Source organism: Rhodoferax sp. (genome assembly GCF_012927445.1).
Lineage (GTDB): Bacteria > Pseudomonadota > Gammaproteobacteria > Burkholderiales > Burkholderiaceae_C > Rhodoferax.
The window spans coordinates 380888-400013 of the sequence record NZ_JABBPD010000008.1 but is presented as its reverse complement, the minus strand read 5'-3'; the positions used below and the strand labels follow the sequence as shown (position 1 = coordinate 400013).

Here is a 19126-nt window from a genome sequence, read left to right as displayed (position 1 = left end):
TTTCGGGTACGCCAAAACGCGCTCAAGAGACAACTCTTGACTTGCTTTTGTGAGGGAATTGGCTTGAGAGGGCTCTAGGCGTACAGGATGCGGTGAAGCCACCCATTATAGCCGAGGGGGTCAACCTTGCGTGGGCGACCCGGCGGGTTTTAAATCTCCCGCGCTTGTCGCGGCGGCGGGGCTCAAGCTGGCAAAGATACGGTGGCACTGGCGTGCAGACAAATGGCGGCGGCAGCAGCCACATTGAGCGACTCTTCGCCGCCCGGCTGGGCAATCCGAACATGCAGGCTGGCCAGCGCCTCCAATGCCTCGCTCACACCCTGCCCTTCGTGCCCCAGTGCCCATGCACAGGTCGTGGGAAGCTCTTTATTTTGTAGCGCCTGGTGTAAATATGAACCTCGATGTGAGCTGGTAACGAGAATGGGCATGTCCAACTTGTCAAGCTCGCTTAGCAGCACACCCTCCATCAGTTGCAAGCCCCAATGGGCACCCATGCCAGCGCGCAGCACTTTCGGACTCCACAGCGCAGCCGTGCCCTTGAGGGCAATGATCTGTTTGAAACCAAAGGCCGAGGCACTGCGCAAGATGGAGCCGACGTTGCCCGCATCCTGCACCCGATCCAGGATGACGGAGGCCATCTGAGGCTGCAATGCTGCACTCTGCGGCAGATCGAACACGAAGCCCATGCTGGCCGGCGACTCCAGACCGCTGATGTCATGGAAAAAAGCGTCTGGAATTACTATGTTTTTAATAGCTGCCTGCGCCCATTCAACGGGGGCCAGAGGCCAAAATGACTCAGAGAAAATACCAACAGAAGGCTGCACACCGCGCACCAGAGCCGCTCGGCACAAATGATCCCCTTCTACCCAAAAGCGGCCCTGCTTGCGATAGGCCGTGTTGTCCTGCGACAAGCGCCGCAGGTCTTTGAGAAAAGTGTTATCCCGCGACGTGATGTGCTGGACTTGTATCGTCATCGCAGCACCTCGGTCACGGGGCGGAAGGTTTTGCGGTGTTGCGGACAGGCACCATGCGCACGCAAGGCAGCCAGATGCTCGGCGGTGCCATACCCTTTGTGCTTGGCAAAACCATATTGCGGAAACTGCTGGTCGTACTCGGCGCACCAGCGGTCACGATGTACTTTGGCCAAAATGGAGGCGGCGGAAATGGCAGGCACGGTGGCGTCGCCTTTGACGATGGCTTCGGCCAGCATGTCCAGCACGGGCAGACGGTTGCCGTCCACCAGCACTTTGTTCGGTTTAAGCCGCAGGCCTTCTACCGCCCGGCGCATGGCGAGCAGCGTGGCTTGCAGAATGTTGAGTTGTTCAATTTCCTCGACGCTGGCCTCGGCAATGGAGAAGCACAGCGCTTTGGCGCGAATTTCATCAAACAGCTTTTCGCGGCGCAGCGCGGTGAGTATTTTGGAATCCGCCAAGCCCTTGATCGGGTTTAACTCATCCAGAATGACAGCCGCGGCGACCACGGGGCCGGCCAGCGGGCCACGCCCAGCCTCGTCCACGCCGGCGACCAGACCGGGAAGATGCCAAACCAGAGCGGCTTGTTTGGTGTCGGCTTGCTCAGCCTTGGAGTACTTGCTGGATCGCATGGGCGGCTATTCGTGGTGTGTCGCGCTGCAGTTGCACATGCAACTCGGCGAATTTTTGTTGTAGGGCAGCAATTTTTTCAGGTGCAGTCACCTTGGCATCCAGCCAAAGCAACACCGCATCGGCCAGGGCCTGCGGCGAAGCGGCGTCTTGCAGCAATTCGGGCACCACGAAATCCTGACAAAGAATGTTAGGCAAACCGACCCAGGGCTGCAGCTTCTTGCGTCGCATGATCTGCCACGACAGCCAGCCCATGCGGTAGGCAATCACCATCGGACGCTTGAACAAAGCGGCCTCCAGCGTGGCAGTGCCACTGGCAATCAGCGTGACATCGCAGGCGGCGAAAACGGTATGCGACTGGCCTTCAATGATCTGCAGGTTCGTCAGCAGACCGCTGGCACGGGCGGCTTGCTCAATTTCGGCTTTCAACGACGGTACCGCCGGCACTATAAATTTTATAGCTGGCTGCGCAAGCTGCATAAGGGCTGCAGCCCGAAAAAATATCGAAGCGAGATGCCTGATTTCGGATATTCGACTTCCGGGCAGAATGGCGACCACTTGGTCGGCATCTGTCAGTCCCAACGCCGCCCGCGCGCCTGACCGGTCGGGCTCCAGCGGGATGACGTTGGCCAGCGGATGACCGACATAGGTGGCTTGAATACCGTGCTGCGCCAGCAAGGCTGGCTCAAACGGGAAGATGCACAACACATGGTCGACGCTGCGGCGGATTTTTTCGACCCGCTCCGGGCGCCAGGCCCAGACCGACGGCGACACAAAATGCACCGTCTTGATGCCCTGCGCTTTGAGCCCAGCTTCGAGGTCAAGATTGAAATCAGGAGCGTCCACGCCGATGAATACATCCGGGCGTTGCAACAGCAGGCGAGTTTTGAGCTGCGCGCGAATGCCGACAATCTCGCGGTAACGGCGTAGCACCTCCCAGCCATAGCCGTGCACCGACAATTTGTCATGCGACCACCAGGCCTCAAAGCCGCGGCGGGCCATCTGCGGACCACCAATCCCGACGGCCTTCATGGCGGGCCAGCGCTCACGCAAGCCGTCCAGCAGCAAACCAGCCAGCAGATCACCCGAGGTTTCCCCTGCCACCATCGCAAACTTCACCCCTTGGCCTGACCCTTCGGGTGTCGCACTGCGCGCCAAAAACGGCGTTATCACCCTAGTCGAGTCACCAAGTGGCGGCACAACAGTGGGCCGCCCGGCTGTACTCAAGTCGTTCATGCCGAGATCGCCGGATCAGCGCACGATGCCGCGTTGCGGCGATGCTTGCTCTAAAAATGAGAGCATCATCTCCACATCAGGCGAGGACTCAGGACTTGTTTGAGTCAATTCCGCAATGCGCGCACGGGCTGCCTGCAAGGTGAGATCGTCGCGGTACAAAGCCTTGTGCATGGCTTTGACAGCAGACACTCGTTCCGGCGAAAAACCACGACGACGCAATCCTTCGTAGTTCATGGAACGCGCTTGCGCCGGTTGACCCTGGCACATGACAAAGGGTGGCAGATCAGCAAACAGCAGCGTACACATCGCGGTCATGCTGTGAGCCCCAATTTTCACAAACTGATGCACCACGGTAAAACCGCCCAGAATCGCCCAGTCCCCGACCTGCACATGGCCGGCCAGCTGGGAATTATTAGCAAAAATGGTGTTGTTGCCAACGACGCAATCGTGCGCCAGGTGAACATACGCCATCAGCCAGTTGTCGTCACCCACCCGCGTGACGCCGGTGTCCCCCGGGGAACCAATGTTGAGGGTACAAAACTCGCGAATGGTATTGCGATCGCCAATGATCAACTCACAAGGCTCGCCAGCATATTTTTTATCCTGCGGAATGGCCCCCAGCGAGTTGAACTGGAAAATGTGGTTCTCACGCCCAATGGTGGTGTGACCTTCCAGTACGCAATACGGACCAATGGTGGTGCCGGCCCCTACCCTGACGTGAGGCCCAATGAGCGTGTAAGCCCCTACCGTCACCGAACTATCGAGTTCGGCCCCGGGATCCACAATAGCCGTGGCATGAATTGCTGTCACCCGTCAAGCCTCAGGTGATATTGCGCATGGCACAGGTCAACTCGGCTTCCACAGCGAGTTCGTCATCGACCAGAGCGCGTGCCTTGAACTTGAAAATACCGGCTTTCATTCGCAACAATTCGACTTCCAGAATCAGCTGGTCCCCCGGCTCCACCGGTCGCTTAAAGCGGGCACCATCGATGCCGGCAAAGTAATAAACCATTTCATCGCTCGGTGACGTCCCCAGCGCGTCAAAGGCCAGCAGGGCCGCGGCTTGTGCCAGGGCTTCCAGCATCAGCACGCCCGGCATCACCGGGCGGTGTGGAAAATGTCCTTCAAAAAACGGCTCGTTGATGGTGACATTCTTCAGCGCCTTGATGCTTTTGCCTTTTTCAATGGCGAGCACCCGATCTACCAATAAAAACGGATAACGGTGTGGCAGCTGCTTGAGAATCTGGTGAATGTTCATCATGGTTGTTCCAATGTTTTTAATTTATCTTCTAATGCCCGAATGCGATCGCGCAAGCTGTGCAACTGTTTGAGAGAGGCCGCGTTTTTTTCCCAGGCGGCATTCTCGTCAAGGGGAAACATGCCGGTGTAATGCCCCGGTTTGCGAATCGACCGGGTCACCACGGTTGCGGCAGAAATATTGACCTCATCGGCCAAGACGAGATGCCCCAGCACGATCGCGCCGCCGCCAATGGTGCAATGCGACCCAATGGTGGCACTGCCCGCCACACCGGCACAGCCCGCCATCGCCGTGTGTTTGCCAACCCGCACGTTATGGCCAATCTGGATCAGGTTGTCGAGCTTGACCCCATCTTCGATGATGGTGTCTTGCAAGGCGCCGCGATCAATACAGGTATTCGCGCCAATTTCAACATCGTTGCCAATATGGACAGCACCCAATTGCTCGATCTTCTCCCAAGCCCCCGCATTTGGCGCAAAGCCGAAACCATCCGCACCAATGACGACCCCCGAATGCACAAGGCATCGCTCACCCAGGACACAGTTCTCACCCACGGTTACCCGAGACTTGAGTTCGGTGTCGGCACCAATACGGGCGCCCCGCTCAATCACGCACAAAGCGCCAATACGGGCCAGCGGATGAACAAAAGCCTCGGCGTCAATCACTGCACTGGGATGAACCAGTGGACGCACAGCTTGCGCCATGCTTTTTTTCCACAGTTGCGTGACGCGGGCAAAATACAAATAGGGTTGGTCCACCACAATGCAGGCCCCGCGCAACAAGGCCACGGCGCGCATTGAGGGAGCCACAATGACACAAGCGGCTTTTGATGCCGCCAACTGGCTCTGGTACTTGGGATGACTGAGAAAACTCAGGTGCTGGGGAGTCGCCGTTTCGAGTGGCGACAGACCTTCGATGTTGAGGCCGGCATCACCATGCAACTCACCACCGAGTACCTCAACAATCGAGCCTAGACGTAGCGTCACCCTTCACAAACCTTGCGCGTGATTATTTAACGCTGCCCGAATTCAGAACCTTGATGACTTTGTCGGTGATGTCGTGCTTGGCATTGACATAAACCGCCTCTTGAAGCACCAAGTCATACTTTTCGGATTCCGCAACCTGCTTCACGACCTTGTTGGCCCGTTCAAGCACTTGCTGCAGTTCTTCGTTTTTTCTGGAATTCAGGTCTTCCTGGAACTCTCGGCGCTTGCGCTGAAAGTCGCGATCCTGCTCAACCAACTGCTTTTGACGGGTCGCCCGTTGGCTTTCCGATAAAGTCGGCGCTTCACGTTCGAACTTGTCGGCCATTGACTTCAAGGTTGCCCCCTGATCGACCAGCTCTTTCTCGCGCTTGGAAAATTCCTGCTCCAGCTTGGCCTGTGCCGCCTTGGCGGTATTGGCCTCCTTGAAAATCCGGTCGGTACTGACAAACCCGATGCGGAACTCTTGCGCCTGCACCTGCGCAGACACAAGCAGGCCACCCAGAAAAATGCCCGTACAGCATTGACGTAAAAAGTTATTCATTAGAAAGAGGTCCCAATTTGAAATTGCATGGTCTGTATTTTATCGCCTTCAAACTTCTTGATCGGCTTGGCGAATGCCAGCCGCAAAGGACCCACCGGTGATATCCAGCTAATACCGACGCCCACAGAAGAACGCAGGCTGCTCGCATTTACATTGCTGGCCAATCCTCGGTCGTCGCCTGCCACACTGCCGACGTCCCAAAACGCATACATCCGCAACGAACGGTCATTGCCGGCGCCGGGAAACGGCGTCAGCAGTTCAGCATTCAAATTAATTTTCCGGGTCCCGCCGACGACCGTTCCAGTTTCATCCAGCGGTCCCAGGCTACCCTGCTCAAAGCCACGGACCGAACCCAAACCGCCACCGTAGAAATTTTTGAATACCGGGTAAGGTCGATCGCCAACGGCCGTACCCCAGCCGATTTCACCGTTGAACGCCGCAGTAAATTGCTTGTTCAGGGGAATGAACTCCTGATATTGGTAGGTGGCGCGCAGGTAGCGGGCATCACCCGCTGGGGACCACTCAGCATTGGCGCGTTGATAGCGGCCAGAGTTAGGTGCCAGGGCACTGTCACGCTTGTCACGCGACCAACCGACAGTCAGAGGAACCGCCATGCTGGTAAGTCCAAACTGGTTGGCGTATTCTTGGTAAGAGGTTGGCAAGAGCGTACCGGGCACGATGGTGGTCTGCTCCAGGCCGGCACCGAAATACACCGTATCGGACTCGGTGAATGGAATCCCAAACCTCAAACTGCCGCCGGAGGTCTGAAGCTGGTAATAGCTTTGATCCTGGTACGGGCTGGAAGTCCGGTGGTAAACGTCAATGGTGCGTGAAACGCCATCCGCCGTAAAGTATGGATCAGTTGTATTAAAAACGATCGCACGATTGATCTTGCTCGTATTGATCTGTACGCCCAGCGAGTTGCCAGAGCCGAATGCGTTTTGCTGACTCAGACCAAACGAGAGTCCAAGTCCATCGCCACTTGAAAACCCGGCCCCCAAACTCAGGCTTCCGGTGGGTTTTTCAACCACATTGAGAGTCAAGTCAACCTGGTCTGGCGAACCGGGGACTTCCTGGGTCTCGATCCCTACGTCCTTGAAATAGCCCAAGCGATCAACGCGGTCACGCGACAATTTAATCTTGTCGCCGTCATACCAGGACGCCTCAAACTGCCGAAACTCCCGGCGCACCACCACGTCACGGGTCCGATTGTTACCGGCCACATTAATTTTGCGGACATAAGCCCGACGGGAAGGTTCGGCCTGAAGAACCAAGGCAACACGGTTGTTAACTCGATCAATTTCAGGGCGGGCTTCCACTCGAGCGAAAGCAAATCCAAAATTACCAAAATAATCGGTGAAAGCCTTGGTCGTTTTAGCCACTTCGTCAGCGTTATATGCTTCGCCGGGTCGAATTGTCACGAGCGATTTGAACTCATCATCTTTGCCGAGGAAATTGCCATCCAGCTTGACGCCGCTGACGATAAAACGCTCGCCTTCAGTGATGTTGATTGTGATGGCAATGTCAGTCTTGTTGGGCAAAATCGCAACCTGCGTTGAGTCCACCTTGAACTCCAGATAGCCCCGAGTCAAATAATAGGATCGCAATGTTTCAATGTCAGCATTGAGTTTGGCGCGTGAATAGCGATCCGACTTGGTATACCAGCTCAACCAGCCGCCGGTGTCAAGATCAAACAGACCACGCAACTTCGACTCATCAAACACCTTGTTGCCGACAATTCGGATTTCACTGATTTTGGCAGGCGCACCTTCAACCACGGTAAATGTCAGGTTGACCCGGTTGCGCTCAATCGGTGTCACCGTCGTCACAACTTCTGCCGCATACAGGCTGCGATTGATGTACTGCCGCTTCAACTCCTGCTCAGCACGGTCAAGTTGCGCCTTGTCAAAAGGGCGGCCATCGGACAGTCCGACATCGCGCAAGGCTTTTTTGAGAACGTCCTTATCGAATTCTTTGGTACCAACGAAGTCAACATCGGCCACCGTAGGCCGCTCCTCAACAACGATCACCAGCACATCGCCATTGACTTCAATCCGCACGTCCTTGAACAGACCCAAACCAAAAAGAGTCCGAATCGCCGACGTCCCTTTTTCGTCGTCATAAACATCGCCAACCCGAACCGGCAGCGAAACGAAGACGGTTCCCGGCTCCACACGCTGCAAGCCCTCGATACGAATATCGCGTACGGTGAAAGGATTGACGGCCCACGCCGTGCTGGCCACAAAAAGCAGCGAAGCCACGGCAGAGACTGAGCGCAGGGGAAAACGATTAAATTGCATTTTTAAATATTGAGAAGTCAAGCTGGTGTTGATTGTCGACACCAGAAATTAGCCAAATAAGCGGGTGATATCGTTGAAGAGGGCAATCGACATCATGACCAACAGAAGCGCAATACCACCTCGTTGCAAGCGCTCCATCCAAGCGTCAGAGACAGGTTTGCCCGTGAGTCCCTCCCAAAGATAATACATCAGGTGGCCACCATCCAAAACCGGTAACGGGAGCAAATTCAAAACACCCAGACTAACGCTGATCAAGGCAAGGAATAACAGGTACTGCGTTAATCCCATACCGGCAGACTTTCCCGCGTAGTCAGCAATCGTCAAAGGTCCACTGAGATTCTTGAGTGAGGCATCACCCACCAGCATCTTCCCCATCATTTTGAGCGTCAAGACCGAGACATCCCAGGTGCGGATCAAGCCGCGCCACAGGCCGTCTGCCGCACCATACTGCACCAACACCAGTTCAGGGATCGCCCCGACATAGGCGCCAATTCTCCCGATCACAAGTTCGCCTTCTTGCCGGACCTCCGGCTTGACCGTTACATCAAACTGTGTGCCGGCACGATCAATTTTCCAGACTGATGGCGCCGCTTCGCCGTTCAAAACCGACGCCCGAATCAGCTGACGCAACTGCTGTCCGTCCACAATAGACACCGACCCCACCTGTCGCACCACGTCGCCATTCCGTAGGCCCGCTTTATCGGCCGCAGCACCCGCTGTTACCTCGCCAATGACAGGGCGGGAGAAAGGTCCCACGATGCCGATCTTGCGAAACAAATCAGCATTCGCCTCGCTGGCGTCCATGCCACTGAGTTTCAGCAACACGTCGCTAGGTGTAGCGCCAACAGGGCCGCTCACCACCAAGCGTACATCCTGCCCCTCCAAGGCACCCCGGGTCAAAAACCAGCGAATATCTTCGAACGATTCGACGCTTTGGAGTTCATCCCCATCAAAGCCGGCACGCTGGACCCGTTCCCCGCCGATCAATCCGGCCCGTTCAGCGATGGATCCCGCTTCGGGGCTTGCCAAGATCGCCGCGGGAAGTTGCATCCCGCTCCAATTGACGACGGCATACAGCAGAACCGCCAGCAGTAAATTAGCCACAGGGCCCGCCGCGACGATGGCAATACGCGAGCGCAAGGGCTGGGTATTGAACGCAAGATGCCGCTCTTCGCTGGCCACCGGCTCCTCCCGCTCGTCAAGCATCTTGACGTAGCCCCCCACCGGAAAGGCCGCAATAACAAACTCGGTTGATGAGCCCTTGGGTTGCCAACGAAACAGCGTCTTCCCAAAGCCGATGGAAAACCGAAGGACTTTGACGCCACAGGCGACGGCCATGCGGTAGTGCCCGTATTCGTGCACGGCAATCAATAGCCCGAGTGCGAGCACAAATGCTGCAAGTGTCAGCATGATGATTCCAAAGAAAATTGATTAAACGCCAACACGACGGACCATCCGGTGAGCGACGTCACGGGATAGCGCATCCAGCGCCAACAGATCTTCCAGCGACTGCGGACTGGCGGTGGCGACTGTTTCAAGCGTTTCCAGATTGACAACGTGAATCTGGTCAAAGCGGATTTGCCGGTCAAGAAAGGCGGCCACAGCCACTTCATTGGCCGCATTCAACACCGCGGTCGTACCAGAGGGGGCTTTCAAAACTGACCACGCCAGCTTCAAGCCTGGAAAGCGTTGTTCGTGCCCATTCGAATCCAGCGACTCAAACGTCATGTCCGCCATTGAGCGAAAGTTCAATGCGGCGGCACCGGACGCGATGCGATCCGGCCAGGACAGGCCATAAGCAATCGGCACTTTCATGTCGGGTGTGCCAAGTTGCGCGACCACGGAATTGTCTTTGTACTGCACCATCGAATGGATGACACTTTGCGGATGAATCACCACCTCGATCTGATCCGGTGCGACATCAAAAAGAAAGCGTGCTTCAATGACTTCCAGCGCCTTGTTCATCATCGTGGCGGAATCAACGGAAATCTTGCGGCCCATCACCCAATTGGGATGGGCACAGGCCTGCTCCGGCGTCACATCACGAAGCGTAAGGGGATCGCGTTGACGAAATGGCCCGCCAGAGGCGGTGAGAATGATCTTATCAATCTGACGCGCCCACGAGGCCGCATCATCGGGCAGTGACTGGAAAACGGCTGAATGCTCGCTGTCAATCGGCAGAAGTTTCGCCCCCCCTTGCTTGACCGCTTGCATGAAGTAATCGCCACCAACCACGAGCGCTTCCTTGTTGGCCAGCAACAAGCGTTTGCCGGCCCGGGCCGCCCCAAGACATGAGGCAAGTCCAGCCGCCCCGACGATCGCCGCCATCACCGCATCGACCTGTTCATGCGATGCGATCATGGTGATCGCAGGCGCACCCCAGAGAACCCGGGTCGTCAAATTGAGCGCCTGGCATTTTTGCTCCAGCGCGCGACCATGAGGCTCGCTCGCCATGACCGCAAACACGGGTTTGAACTGCACACATTGCTGCAGCATCAGGTCAATCTGCGTTGAAGCACTGAGGGCAAAAACCTCGAACCGGTCGGAATGCCGGGCAATCACATCCAGCGTACTGACCCCAATCGATCCGGTCGAGCCCAGTATGGCGATGCGTTGCTTCACAATGTTTTCCAAATCATTCATCGGCGCTTTTACACGGAGTAGAGCATCATCGCCAGCGGCAGCGTGGGCAATAAAGCATCGACCCGATCGAGCACACCGCCATGGCCTGGCAGCAGGCCGCTACTGTCTTTGACGCCCGCACTGCGCTTGACCAGCGACTCAAACAAATCACCCACCACACTCATCGCAGCCAGGAACACGACCGCAATCAGCAGCAGCCATCCACCTCTAAGTCCAAGGTGACTGTACAAGCTGGGGACCGTGGTGGCCCATGCGGTATCAGCCCAACGCCAGACAAAGGCCAAGACGAGCACGCCCACCATGCCACCCCAAACACCTTCCCAGCTTTTACCAGGACTGATGCTGGGCGCGAGCTTGCCATGGCTGAATCGTCCGCCGAACGCCTTACCCGCAAAATAGGCAAAGATATCCGCCACCCAGACCAGCACCAGAATGGAAAGCAGGAAATTGATCCCAATCACCCGCGCCTGCGCCACCGCCAGCCAAGCCAGCCAGAGCGCAACAAGCCCAGACACCAGCCGGACCACCTGTGGATGGCCGGACCACGCCGACACACCACGATGCAACACCCAAGCGCCGGCCAGCACCCAAGCCGCCCCGGCAAGTAGCCACAGCACGGGCAGTGATTGCTCAAGGACACCCAGCCACCAGGTTAGCGAGCAGACGACGACACAAATAAAGCCGGCAAGCAGCGACCCCACTGGACCATAGCCATTGAGTCGAGCCCATTCCCAGGCACCGGCGGCGATCAGGACCAGGCTAATCGCACAAAATGGCACGGGCGAGTGATAGAACAGGGCTGGCAGCAAGATAAGCAGCAGAACGAGAGCCGTGATAACGCGCTGTTTTAGCATCTGAATTCCTCAAACAACGGTAGGGATGATTGCCTGCTCAGCAAGCTGGCCTGATGTTTTACCAAACCGTCTTTCACGTTGACTGAAAGCTTCAATGGCGAGATCAAGCGCCTCTTCATCAAACTCTGGCCAGAGCTTGTCGCTGAAATAAAACTCTGAGTAGGCCGTTTGCCACAACAGAAAATTGCTGATGCGTTGCTCTCCACCAGTGCGAATGACCAGGTCGGGATCAGGAACATGCGCCAATGCCATTGCCCCGTTTAAATTTAGCTCTGTCACGGGCTGGCCTTGGGCCACTAATTTTTCGGCGGCCTGAACGATGTCCCAGCGACCGCCGTAATTAAAGCAAACATTCAAAATCAAGCGGGTATTGGATGCCGTCGACAACTCCGCCTGTTCGATACCCGCAATCACCTTCTCCGACAGCGTAGTGCGCTCACCCACAAAATGGATCTGCACACCATCGGCCTTGAGTTGCGGCACCTCGCGGGTAAGCGCCATGGCAAAAAGACTCATCAAACCGGAGACCTCTTCGGCCGGACGATTCCAGTTCTCTGAAGAAAAAGCGAACACAGTCAACACGCCCACGCCCCGGTCCGCACAAGCCTTGACGCAGCGGCGAAGCGCATCAACCCCTTGCTTGTGGCCGACAACACGCGGAAGAAACCGTTTAGACGCCCAACGCCCATTGCCATCCATGACGATGGCAATATGGTGAGGAACCACGCTAGGCGAAGTCATGTAGAGAATTAAAGCGTCTGACTGACGTCAGACCGCCATGATGTCTTGTTCTTTAGCGGCCACCAATTGGTCAATGACGACAATGTGGCGATCCGTCGTTTTCTGGATTTCTGATTCCGTCCGTTTTTGATCATCTTCAGAAGCCAGCTTGTCTTTGACCGCTTTTTTAACGGCTTCATTGGCATCACGGCGCAGATTGCGCACAGCGACCTTGGCGCTTTCACCTTCATTCCGCACGACTTTGGTCAATTCCTTGCGACGCTCTTCCGACATGGCGGGCATCGGGACACGAATCAAATCGCCCATGGAAGACGGATTGAGACCCAAATCGCTGTCGCGAATGGCTTTTTCAATCTTGGCGCCCATGCCTTTTTCCCAAGGCTGGACGCTGATGGTGCGGGAATCCAGCAAGGACACATTCGCCACCTGACTGATCGGCATCAGGGAACCGTAATAGTCAACCTGAACTGTATCGAGCAACGCGGGATTTGCCCGGCCGGTACGAATCTTGGTCAGGTTGTTCTTGAATGCAGCGATGGATTGATCCATCTTGACTTCAACCGTGTTTTTAATTTCAGAAATCGGCATATAGCTCTCCTACTCAACTGTTCAAAGGACACTGTTTGCGCGTTGCAATTCTGACAGGGTCAGGCATAGACCAGCGTACCTTCATCTTCCCCCATCACCACGCGCTTGAGTGCGCCATGTTTGAATATGGAGAATACTTTAACTGGCAATTTTTGATCGCGGCACAAGGCAAACGCAGTGGCATCCATGATGCCCAGATTTTGTGACATCGCTTCATCAAACGAAATTTTGCTGTAGCGGGTGGCCAGCGGGTCCTTTTTAGGATCGGCGGAGTAAACCCCATCGACCTTGGTGGCCTTCAGCACGATTTCAGCACCAATTTCTGCACCCCGCAACGCAGCGGCGGTATCGGTGGTGAAAAACGGATTGCCAGTACCCGCGGCAAAAATAACAACCTTGCCCTCTTCGAGGTACTGCAAAGCCTTAGGCCTGACATAAGGCTCAACCACTTGCTCAATGGCGATCGCCGACATGACGCGAGCGGTCAGGCCCGCTTTGTTCATGGCGTCGCCCAAGGCCAGTGCATTCATGACCGTAGCCAGCATGCCCATGTAATCCGCCGTGGCCCGGTCCATACCGACCGAACCGCCTGCCACGCCACGAAAAATATTGCCGCCGCCAATCACCACGGCAACTTCCACCCCCAGGCGGGTAACTTCGGCCACCTCGTTCACCATGCGAACAATGGTGTCGCGGTTGATGCCAAACTGGTCATCCCCCATCAAGGCTTCGCCTGACAGCTTGAGCAATATGCGCTTGTAGGCTGGTGTGGCGATGGTCATGATGGATTCCTTGAAGTGATGAATGTTGAATGGAATAAATCCAAATTCAGCCCGATGATCTCGATCTGAATTTGGACATGGAATAACCTGGCTATCGCAGCCAGGATGACGATCAGCTGCCCTGCTTGGCCGCTGCGATTTGAGCCGCTACCTCTGCAGCAAAGTCATCTACCTTCTTTTCAATGCCTTCGCCAACCACATACAGCGTGAAGCTCTTGACGGTCGTGCCAGCGGCCTTGAGCATCTGCTCAACAGTCTGCTTGTCATTCTTCACGAAGGACTGATTAAACAGTGACACTTCCTTGAGGAATTTCTGCACACCGCCCTCAATACGCTTGGCGACAATCTCAGCCGACTGAACGGGCTTGCCCGCAGCCGTCGCAACAGCTGCATCTTCAGCCGCCTTGGCCGCAGCCACGGAACGCTCTCTGGCTACCAGTTCGGCAGGCACATCGGCGCTAGACAACGCCACTGGCTTCATCGCTGCGACGTGCATAGCCACATCCTTGGCGGCTGTTTCATCACCTTCAAATTCGACCACCACACCAATACGCGTGCCGTGCAAATACGCGGCAAGCTTGGCGCCAGAAGCGAAATGCTTGAAACGACGAAAGCTCATGTTCTCGCCGATCTTGCCGATCAGGCCCTTGCGCACGTCTTCCAGTGTCGGACCAAAGCCGTCTTGGGTATAGGGCAGAGCGCCCAGAGCCGCCACGTCAGCAGGATTGTTCTTGGCAATCAGTTCTGCAGCGGCATTGGCGATCGCCAAAAAGCTGTCATTTTTAGTAACGAAGTCGGTTTCGCAGTTAACTTCGAGCAAGGCACCCACATTGCCATCGATATAGCTGGTGACCACGCCTTCAGCGGTGATGCGTCCAGCAGCCTTGCCGGCTTTGCTGCCCAGCTTGACACGCAACAACTCTTCAGCTTTGGCCATATCGCCTTCAGCTTCAGTCAATGCACGCTTGCACTCCATCATGGGCGCGTCAGTTTTGCCACGCAGTTCAGCGACCATGCTTGCGGTAATTGCAGCCATTTTTATTCTCCGTACTCAGTTTAATTATTTAAAAAGGGACTAAAAAAAAGGGGCCACAAAGCCCCCTTTTTTGGGGTCACAGACAAACTCAGGCAGCAGCCTCGTTCACTTCGACAAATTCATCAGCGCTTTCAGCAACCATGGCCTTGGCAACATCGTCAACCATATTGGCACGGCCTTCAATGATCGCATCAGCAATGCCACGGGCATACAAGATCACAGCCTTGGATGAGTCGTCATTGCCAGGAATGACGTAGTCAATGCCTTCAGGCGAATGGTTGGTGTCAACCACTGCAATCAGGGGAATGCCGAGTTTTTTGGCTTCAGCAATGGCAATTTTGTGGAAACCCACATCAATCACAAAAATTGCATCCGGCAGAACCGTCATGTCTTGAATGCCACCAATGTCGCGCTCAAGCTTGGCGATTTCACGGGCAAACATCAACTGTTCTTTTTTGCTCAGCGCATCAAGACCGGCTTCTTGCTGGATCTTCATGTCTTTAAGACGCTTGATGGAAGTCTTGACCGTCTTGAAGTTGGTCAACATACCGCCGAGCCAGCGCTGGTCAACATAAGGAACACCAGCACGCTGGGCTTCTTCTGCAACGGTTTCGCGCGCTTGACGCTTTGTACCCACCATCAGCACGGTACCGCGCTTGGCAGAAATTTGACGTGCAAATTTGGCTGCTTCCTGGAACATCGGCAGCGATTTTTCCAGGTTGATAATGTGAATTTTGTTGCGATGACCGAAAATGAACGGGGCCATCTTGGGGTTCCAGAAGCGGGTTTGGTGGCCGAAATGGACACCGGCTTCCAGCATTTCGCGCATGGTAACTGACATGTTTAACTCCAAAGGTTAGGTCTAAAATCCAGTTCGTTTTTGCTTCATCTGAAGGCATTTTTGAATTTGCCTGCAAAAGCCGCAACACCTTGATGAAACTGGTTTGCTTATTTTTTTACTGAGCCGCCACTTGACTACCCAGTAAAGCCAAAAATTATAACACTCACCCCTGCGACCCCATGCTCCCAGACCTCCACACAACGCGGCACGGGCTGCGCACCGGCCAGATGCACCCCACAGCAGAAATTGAGCAGGCCATTGATACGGCGCAATCAGCGCGCTGCGACCATGTTTTTCTCCAGCAAACTTTTGCCGAGGCCCGTGCTGTTGCCAGTACCCGGGATATTGAGAAAAAACCGCTGGCGGGCCTGGCGGTCTCCATCAAGGATCTGTTCGATGTCGTCGGGCAGACCACCAGCGCCGGCTCCCTCGCGCTCCGTGACGCGCCACTGGCAGCGCAGGACAGTCTGGCCGTTGCCCGGCTGCGCCGCGCGGGTGCCGCTTTTATCGGCCGCACCAACATGGTCGAGTTTGCCTTCTCGGGGGTGGGCGTCAATCCGCATTTCGGCACCCCGGCCAACGCCAGCCCGACGGACGTGCCCCGCATTCCGGGCGGGTCTTCGTCCGGGGCGGCCGTTTCCGTGGCAACGGGCGCCGCATTTATTGGACTGGGATCCGACACCGGCGGCTCGATTCGCATTCCGGCCGCCCTCAACGGCATCGTCGGCTTCAAAAACACCGCCCGACTGGTGCCAACGGCAGGCGCGCTGCCGCTGTCGACCACCCTGGACACCGTCTGCGCCCTCACCCGCTCCGTGCCAGACGCCATCCTGGCCCACGAGCTATTGGCCCAGCGCCAAGTCACACGTAGCACCGCTCCGCTTGGCGCCTACCGCCTGGGTGTGGTTCACACCTTGATGCTGGACGGACTGGACGCCACCGTGTCCCGCGCCTGGCAGCGCACCCTTAAAACATTGCGCGATGCGGGCGCCCATATTGACGAACTGGCGCTGCCTGAACTCAATAAACTCCAGCACATTCAGGCAACTGGTGGCTTTTCGGCTGCCGAGAGCTACGCCTGGCATCACCATCTGCTGAAACAAAAAGCCCATCTTTACGACCCACGCGTCGCGGCCCGCATCCAGCGCGGTGCGACAATGCGCGCTTACGAATACATAGAGCTTGAAGACGCCCGACGCCACTGGATTAACACGATGGAGACGGCCATGCAGGGCTTTGATGCTTTTCTGTCACCCACCGTCCCCATCGTGGCCCCTCCAATTGCCGATGTGGCGCCAGGGAGCGAACGTGATGACGCTTTTTTTCAGGTCAACACCCAATTACTGCGAAACACCAGTGCCATCAACATGCTTGACGGCTGTGCCATCTCGATCCCCTGCCACACGCCTGATGAGCTACCGGTGGGTTTGATGATCTGGGCTGGCGCCATGCACGACGACCCGGTACTCAACATCGCGCTTCAAATCGAAAACTTGCTACATAAATAATAGCTGCTTACGCAATAGCAACGGGAGCTAGAGCCAATAAAGCATAAGAAAAAAGGGATTCATGAAGATTGCAGTTATTGGTGCCGGCATCATCGGCATCACCACGGCCTACGAGCTGGCCTGTGACGGGCACGAAGTCACCGTGCTGGAGCGGCGCGGGGCCGCCGCCGAGGAAGCCAGTTTTGCCAACGCCGGCATCGTGGCACCGGGCTACGTCACGCCTTGGGCTGCACCTGGAATGCCGGCCAAGCTGATTCAGCATTTATTCAGCCGCTATGCGCCCATCAAAGTAGGGCTGCCACTCTCCGGGCGCGAGTTGGCCTGGCTCTGGCAGTGGTCTCGCGCCTGTAAACTGGACACTTTCTTGGTCAACCGGGCCCACCTGCAACGTCTGGCGTTTTACAGCTCAGAACGGTTACACCACATCACGGCGAATCTGAAGCTGGAATACGAGCGCAGCGACGGCTTCATGATGCTGCTGCGAACCGAGAAGGACAGCAAAGGCGTGCAGCCGGGTCTGCAGGTACTGCGTGATGCCGGTGTGGCGTTCAAAGAGCTCGACCCCGTGGCCGCCCGCAACATCGAATCGGCACTCAATCCGGACACGGCATTTTTTGGTGCGGTCTATTTACCGGACGACGAAGCTGCCAACTGCCGCCAGTTCGCCCTGCTGCTCAAAACTGAAGCGCAGCGCATGGGCGTGAAATTTTCATTCAACACCACGGTCACCCATGTTTTGCCGTCCGCCGGAGTGGCACTTGGCATTGCCGGCGAAAACGCGCCGCGCCAGTTTGACGCCGCTGTGATGTGCGCCGGACTGGACTCAGCCCGGCTGCTTGATCCCTTGGGCCTGCATATGCCATTGGCCGCCGTCTACGGCTACTCCATCAGCGCCACCATTCGTGAGCCGCTCAACGGCCCCCGCAGTGCCGTGATGGACGAACACTATCTGGTGGCTATTTCTCGCTTGGGCAACCGCGTGCGCGTGGCAGGATGCGCCGAACTCGGCGGGTCACCCGACAAAAAAAGGGCCAGCTCCCTGCAAACGCTGTACAAGGTTTTGCACGACTGGTTTCCAGGTGCCGCCAACCTGTCCAACGGGGTTCAGGAGTGGAAAGGCGCGCGCCCCATGCTCCCGGACGGACCGCCGATCATCGGCGTCAGCGGGATTGCGGGTCTGTGGCTGAACCTCGGGCATGGCGCCAGTGGCTGGGCGCTGAGTTGCGGCTCAGCCAGAGCCCTGGCCGACCAGATCGCCGGCCGGACGCCTGACCTGGATATGAGTGGGTTTGGCGTCGGACGACTGCGCACTTAATGTCGTGCTTTTTAAGTTGACACAATAGAGTGTTGACAGACAATTCAAATTATGAGCCCTGAACTCTCCCAAAAACTGGCCGCTGCGGTGGATGGCATGCCCGCGTTTCCAAAAAGTGTCCAAAAAATTCTGGAGCTGACCCGCGACGTCAATTGCTCGCCCAAGGACCTGGTGCAGGTGATTGACAAAGACCCGGTGGTCACGGTCAAGGTGCTGCGGGTCGTTAATTCCGCCTACTACAGCCTGCCCAAGCAGATCACGTCGATCAACCACGCGGTGGTGTATCTGGGCTTCAACACCATCAAAAACCTGGCCTTGAGCATTGCCGCCATCGGCATCTTGCCGGCACACAATGCGGCCGGTTTTGACGGTCAACAGTACCTGATTCACTCGCTGGCCACCGCGGGCATCGCCAAGCAGTTGGCGCTGCGGGTGGATGGCGCCGACCCGATGGACTGCTTTATTGCCGGCCTGTTGCACGACTTCGGCAAAGTAGTGTTTGCCCAGTTCATGCCGCAGGAATTTCGCAAAGCGCTGGAAATCAGCCAATGGAATGAAACCTCTCTGCATCTGGCACTGCGCGAGGTCATCGGTGCCGACCATGCCGTGGTGGGTGCAATGCTGGTGGAAAAATGGCGCTTTCCCGCTGACTTGGTGGAGACCATTCGTTGCCAGTACGGACCGGAACTCAAGGACACCCCCATGATTGCGTGTGTCTTTGCCGCCAACCAGATCAGTAAAAAGCTGGCCTTCGGGTTTGGGGGGAATCCCTGGATTGATGAACTCCCCGCCCCCATTGCCAAACGGCTGGGAGGCACGCTGGACGAAATCATCGTGTCGTTGGGAGACTTGGCGCCCCTGTTCGAGGAAGCCAAGATTTTTTCGAAAATTTGAGG

The 19126-nt window shown here is 56.4% G+C and carries 19 protein-coding genes; 3 read left to right on the top strand and 16 right to left on the bottom strand.

Going from position 1 to position 19126, the window contains the following annotated elements:
- Window positions 1–182 precede the first annotated feature (182 nt).
- From HHJ17_RS17415 to rpsB, 16 genes are all read right to left on the bottom strand, one after another.
- A complete protein-coding gene (locus HHJ17_RS17415; RefSeq protein WP_296501811.1) occupies window positions 183–974 on the bottom strand; it encodes an RNA methyltransferase in 792 nt (263 codons plus the stop codon).
- Window positions 971–1603: a ribonuclease HII gene (gene rnhB, locus HHJ17_RS17410; RefSeq protein ID WP_296501810.1), complete on the bottom strand. Its 633-nt coding sequence runs from the start codon at window positions 1601–1603 to the stop codon at window positions 971–973. Before rnhB ends, HHJ17_RS17415 begins: the two co-directional genes overlap by 4 nt.
- Window positions 1575–2708 carry a lipid-A-disaccharide synthase gene (gene lpxB / locus HHJ17_RS17405; RefSeq protein WP_296502006.1) on the bottom strand — a complete coding sequence of 378 codons (1134 nt, stop codon included), beginning with the start codon at window positions 2706–2708 and terminating at the stop codon, window positions 1575–1577. The genes rnhB and lpxB overlap by 29 nt, the downstream gene beginning before the upstream one ends.
- A 144-nt stretch (window positions 2709–2852) precedes the next feature.
- A complete protein-coding gene (gene lpxA / locus HHJ17_RS17400) occupies window positions 2853–3647 on the bottom strand; it encodes an acyl-ACP--UDP-N-acetylglucosamine O-acyltransferase (RefSeq protein WP_296501809.1) in 795 nt (264 codons plus the stop codon).
- Window positions 3648–3657: 10 nt separating this feature from the next.
- Window positions 3658–4098 (bottom strand): 3-hydroxyacyl-ACP dehydratase FabZ, encoded by a 441-nt coding sequence (fabZ, locus tag HHJ17_RS17395; protein ID WP_296501808.1) that lies wholly within the window; start codon window positions 4096–4098, stop codon window positions 3658–3660.
- Window positions 4095–5081 (bottom strand): UDP-3-O-(3-hydroxymyristoyl)glucosamine N-acyltransferase, encoded by a 987-nt coding sequence (gene lpxD, locus HHJ17_RS17390; protein ID WP_296501807.1) that lies wholly within the window; start codon window positions 5079–5081, stop codon window positions 4095–4097. Before lpxD ends, fabZ begins: the two co-directional genes overlap by 4 nt.
- Before the next feature lie 22 nt (window positions 5082–5103).
- Window positions 5104–5622 (bottom strand): OmpH family outer membrane protein, encoded by a 519-nt coding sequence (locus HHJ17_RS17385; protein WP_296501806.1) that lies wholly within the window; start codon window positions 5620–5622, stop codon window positions 5104–5106.
- The gene (gene bamA, locus HHJ17_RS17380; protein WP_296501805.1) at window positions 5622–7922 is read right to left on the bottom strand and encodes an outer membrane protein assembly factor BamA; all 2301 of its coding nucleotides are present in this window, start codon (window positions 7920–7922) and stop codon (window positions 5622–5624) included. The genes HHJ17_RS17385 and bamA overlap by 1 nt, the downstream gene beginning before the upstream one ends.
- 48 nt (window positions 7923–7970) lie before the next feature.
- Window positions 7971–9335, bottom strand: a complete 1365-nt coding sequence (gene rseP, locus HHJ17_RS17375; protein WP_296502004.1) for an RIP metalloprotease RseP — start codon at window positions 9333–9335, stop codon at window positions 7971–7973.
- 18 nt (window positions 9336–9353) lie between these two features.
- Complete coding sequence (gene ispC, locus HHJ17_RS17370; protein ID WP_296501804.1) at window positions 9354–10565, bottom strand: 1-deoxy-D-xylulose-5-phosphate reductoisomerase; 1212 nt, start codon at window positions 10563–10565, stop codon at window positions 9354–9356.
- Window positions 10566–10573: 8 nt separating this feature from the next.
- Complete coding sequence (locus HHJ17_RS17365; RefSeq protein WP_296501803.1) at window positions 10574–11419, bottom strand: phosphatidate cytidylyltransferase; 846 nt, start codon at window positions 11417–11419, stop codon at window positions 10574–10576.
- 9 nt (window positions 11420–11428) lie between these two features.
- Complete coding sequence (gene uppS / locus HHJ17_RS17360; protein WP_296501802.1) at window positions 11429–12160, bottom strand: polyprenyl diphosphate synthase; 732 nt, start codon at window positions 12158–12160, stop codon at window positions 11429–11431.
- A 27-nt stretch (window positions 12161–12187) separates the two neighbouring features.
- Window positions 12188–12748 (bottom strand): ribosome recycling factor, encoded by a 561-nt coding sequence (gene frr / locus HHJ17_RS17355; protein WP_296501801.1) that lies wholly within the window; start codon window positions 12746–12748, stop codon window positions 12188–12190.
- A gap of 59 nt (window positions 12749–12807) precedes the next feature.
- Complete coding sequence (gene pyrH, locus HHJ17_RS17350) at window positions 12808–13530, bottom strand: UMP kinase (RefSeq protein ID WP_296501800.1); 723 nt, start codon at window positions 13528–13530, stop codon at window positions 12808–12810.
- 112 nt (window positions 13531–13642) lie between these two features.
- A complete protein-coding gene (gene tsf, locus HHJ17_RS17345) occupies window positions 13643–14566 on the bottom strand; it encodes a translation elongation factor Ts (RefSeq protein WP_296501799.1) in 924 nt (307 codons plus the stop codon).
- A gap of 88 nt (window positions 14567–14654) precedes the next feature.
- Entirely contained in the window at window positions 14655–15407 is a 753-nt protein-coding gene (gene rpsB / locus HHJ17_RS17340; protein ID WP_296501798.1) for a 30S ribosomal protein S2, read from the bottom strand.
- Window positions 15408–15586: 179 nt separating this feature from the next.
- Between rpsB and HHJ17_RS17335 the strand changes: the two genes are divergently transcribed.
- The 3 genes from HHJ17_RS17335 to HHJ17_RS17325 all read left to right on the top strand — a co-directional run bounded on the left by HHJ17_RS17335 (window position 15587) and on the right by HHJ17_RS17325 (window position 19124).
- A complete protein-coding gene (locus HHJ17_RS17335) occupies window positions 15587–16915 on the top strand; it encodes an amidase (RefSeq protein ID WP_296501797.1) in 1329 nt (442 codons plus the stop codon).
- A 61-nt stretch (window positions 16916–16976) separates the two neighbouring features.
- Window positions 16977–18230, top strand: a complete 1254-nt coding sequence (locus tag HHJ17_RS17330; protein ID WP_296506695.1) for a D-amino acid dehydrogenase — start codon at window positions 16977–16979, stop codon at window positions 18228–18230.
- Between the two features lie 51 nt (window positions 18231–18281).
- Window positions 18282–19124 (top strand): HDOD domain-containing protein, encoded by an 843-nt coding sequence (locus HHJ17_RS17325; RefSeq protein WP_296501795.1) that lies wholly within the window; start codon window positions 18282–18284, stop codon window positions 19122–19124.
- Window positions 19125–19126 lie beyond the last annotated feature (2 nt).

Coding starts and splice junctions, on each gene's coding strand:
- HHJ17_RS17415 (WP_296501811.1), bottom strand. CDS start 974: ATGACGATACAAGTCCAGCACATCACGTCGCGGGATAACACTTTTCTC.
- rnhB (WP_296501810.1), bottom strand. CDS start 1,603: ATGCGATCCAGCAAGTACTCCAAGGCTGAGCAAGCCGACACCAAACAA.
- lpxB (WP_296502006.1), bottom strand. CDS start 2,708: ATGGTGGCAGGGGAAACCTCGGGTGATCTGCTGGCTGGTTTGCTGCTG.
- fabZ (WP_296501808.1), bottom strand. CDS start 4,098: ATGATGAACATTCACCAGATTCTCAAGCAGCTGCCACACCGTTATCCG.
- HHJ17_RS17385 (WP_296501806.1), bottom strand. CDS start 5,622: ATGAATAACTTTTTACGTCAATGCTGTACGGGCATTTTTCTGGGTGGC.
- bamA (WP_296501805.1), bottom strand. CDS start 7,922: ATGCAATTTAATCGTTTTCCCCTGCGCTCAGTCTCTGCCGTGGCTTCG.
- ispC (WP_296501804.1), bottom strand. CDS start 10,565: ATGAATGATTTGGAAAACATTGTGAAGCAACGCATCGCCATACTGGGC.
- HHJ17_RS17365 (WP_296501803.1), bottom strand. CDS start 11,419: ATGCTAAAACAGCGCGTTATCACGGCTCTCGTTCTGCTGCTTATCTTG.
- uppS (WP_296501802.1), bottom strand. CDS start 12,160: ATGACTTCGCCTAGCGTGGTTCCTCACCATATTGCCATCGTCATGGAT.
- frr (WP_296501801.1), bottom strand. CDS start 12,748: ATGCCGATTTCTGAAATTAAAAACACGGTTGAAGTCAAGATGGATCAA.
- pyrH (WP_296501800.1), bottom strand. CDS start 13,530: ATGACCATCGCCACACCAGCCTACAAGCGCATATTGCTCAAGCTGTCA.
- tsf (WP_296501799.1), bottom strand. CDS start 14,566: ATGGCTGCAATTACCGCAAGCATGGTCGCTGAACTGCGTGGCAAAACT.
- rpsB (WP_296501798.1), bottom strand. CDS start 15,407: ATGTCAGTTACCATGCGCGAAATGCTGGAAGCCGGTGTCCATTTCGGC.
- HHJ17_RS17335 (WP_296501797.1), top strand. CDS start 15,587: ATGCTCCCAGACCTCCACACAACGCGGCACGGGCTGCGCACCGGCCAG.
- HHJ17_RS17330 (WP_296506695.1), top strand. CDS start 16,977: ATGAAGATTGCAGTTATTGGTGCCGGCATCATCGGCATCACCACGGCC.
- HHJ17_RS17325 (WP_296501795.1), top strand. CDS start 18,282: ATGAGCCCTGAACTCTCCCAAAAACTGGCCGCTGCGGTGGATGGCATG.